General features: G+C 73.3%; 2 protein-coding genes. Both read left to right on the forward strand.

Annotated elements, in window-relative coordinates; all coding sequences use genetic code 11:
- The first annotated feature begins 118 nt into the window (after positions 1-118).
- On the forward strand, positions 119-943 hold the full coding sequence (locus tag E1211_RS31880; protein WP_132353924.1) for a metalloregulator ArsR/SmtB family transcription factor: 825 nt from the start codon (positions 119-121) through the stop codon (positions 941-943).
- Between the two features lie 297 nt (positions 944-1,240).
- Positions 1,241-1,726, forward strand: a complete 486-nt coding sequence (locus E1211_RS31885; protein ID WP_132353926.1) for a hypothetical protein — start codon at positions 1,241-1,243, stop codon at positions 1,724-1,726.
- Positions 1,727-1,981 lie beyond the last annotated feature (255 nt).

Here is a 1,981-nt window from a genome sequence, read left to right on the forward strand (position 1 = left end):
GGGTGGCGGGTGGCGCCGGGGTCGGCACGTGGCCCGGGCTCGGGGCCGGCCCGTTGACAGGCAGCTTTTTGGTTGCCTAACCTGACAGGCAGCCGATCGGTTGCTTATTGGAGGTGTGGTGGACGCGGTGTTCCGGGCGCTCGCCGACGCGAGCCGTCGGCGCCTGCTCGACAGCCTCAACGCCCGCAACGGCCAGACCCTGCGCGAGCTCTGCGCGGGGCTGGAGATGACCCGGCAGTCGGTGAGCAAGCACCTGGCGGTGCTCGAGGCCGCCGAGCTGGTCACCACCGTCCGGCGGGGGCGGGAGAAGCTGCACCACCTCAACGCGGCACCGATCACGGCGATCGCCGACCGGTGGATCAGCCGGTACGACCGTCAGCGGGCCGAGGCGCTCGCCGACCTGCGCGCAGCATTGGAGGCTTCGCCCGTGGAGAGTCCCACGTTCGTCTACACCACCTACATCAACACCACCCCGGAGCGGCTCTGGGCCGCGCTCACCGAACCGGCCTTCACCCGCCGCTACTGGGGTGGCGTCGCTCTGGAGTCCGACTGGCAGGTCGGCTCCCCCGTGCTCTGGCAGGACGCGCCGGGCGCGGAGTTCCGCGACCTCGGCCAGCGGGTGCTGGTGGCCGAGCCGCCGCGGCGCCTCTCGTACAGCTGGCACGGCTTCCAGCCGGAGCACGCCGCGCACTTCGGCTGGTCCGAGGCGGAACTCGCCGCCCGGCTCGGCGAGCGCCGGTCGACTGTCACCTTCGAGATCGAGCCGCACGGCGCCGCGGTCCGCCTGACCGTGATCCACGACGACTTCTCGCCCGACAGCGAGATGCACCGGGCGATCAGTGGGCAGCTCGACGGCAGTGGCGGGTGGCCGGAGCTGCTGGCCGGCCTCAAGACGCTGCTGGAGACGGACCAGCCCCTCCCGGAGCCGACCCGGGCCGGTTGAGCGCGCGGACGGGCCCGCCGGGCCCCCGGCCCGCGCGGGCTCGGCTCGGCCTGCCGACCGGGCCACACCTCGCCTTCGACCCAGGCGGAACGTCGGGTGCCCACCCGGGCGTGCCCGGCGTTTCCGCAGCTCACCCCGCTCTCGGGTGGACACGTGACGGTAACGGGGATTTCTCATTTTCACCGGATCGAGGGGCCAACCGCCCTAGTGTGGGGACACCGGTGCTAGTCGCGGAGTTGGCCACCCGAACGACGTCCCGCCACGTGCTCAGCGGACGAAGAGTGAGGGAAGACGCGTATGAAACCGAAGAAACTCATCCTGTCGGCGGTCGCCGGCGTCGGTCTCGGCGTACTGCTGCTGCCGGGCGCCGCGCTCGCGGAGACCGTCGTGTCACCGGCCACCACCCCGGTGGGTGGCACGGTCGTCCTCACCGCGACGACCTGCGACCCGAATTCCGGCGACGCGATCTTCCGCGTCACCGGCCCCAACCGTGACGAGAACGTCCGCTCCACCACCGTCGCCCCGGGCGGCGGCCTGAGCGCCGAACTCTTCACCGCCGGGTTCACCCTCGGCACGTACACGGTGACCGCCACCTGCGGTGACGGCACCGTGCAGAGCAGCACCCAGTTCACCGTCACCCCGATCGGCGGCGCACCCGCCGGCTCCGGTGGGCGGGGCGACGGCACCGGCGCGCTCGCCGCCGGCGGCACGCTGCTCGGTGCGGCCGCGGTCGGCACCGTCCTGCTGCTGCGCCGCCGACGCGCGGCGTCCACTCTGGCCTGACCTGGCGCACCATCCCTGTTACGGAGGCCCGTGCCGGCGACGAGCCGGGGCGGGCCTCCAAGGATCAGGCCCGGAGGTGACCACGTGTGGCGTCGAGGAACATCCGAACCGGCGGTCGCGCCCACCGCGCCGACCGGATCACGGAAACGCCGCCGGTGGCCCGGTCTGGCCACCGTGTCCACCGTCGCCGTGGTGGCCCTGCTCGGCGTCACCGGCGTCGGCCTGGTCGCCGCCGGGCTGACCGCCCCGCCGCCC

Source organism: Micromonospora sp. 15K316 (assembly GCF_004348525.1).
Taxonomy (GTDB): domain Bacteria; phylum Actinomycetota; class Actinomycetes; order Mycobacteriales; family Micromonosporaceae; genus Micromonospora.

Excerpts from the sequence above, each read along its gene's own strand:
- E1211_RS31885 (WP_132353926.1), top strand. The coding sequence starts at position 1,241 with ATGAAACCGAAGAAACTCATCCTGTCGGCGGTCGCCGGCGTCGGTCTC.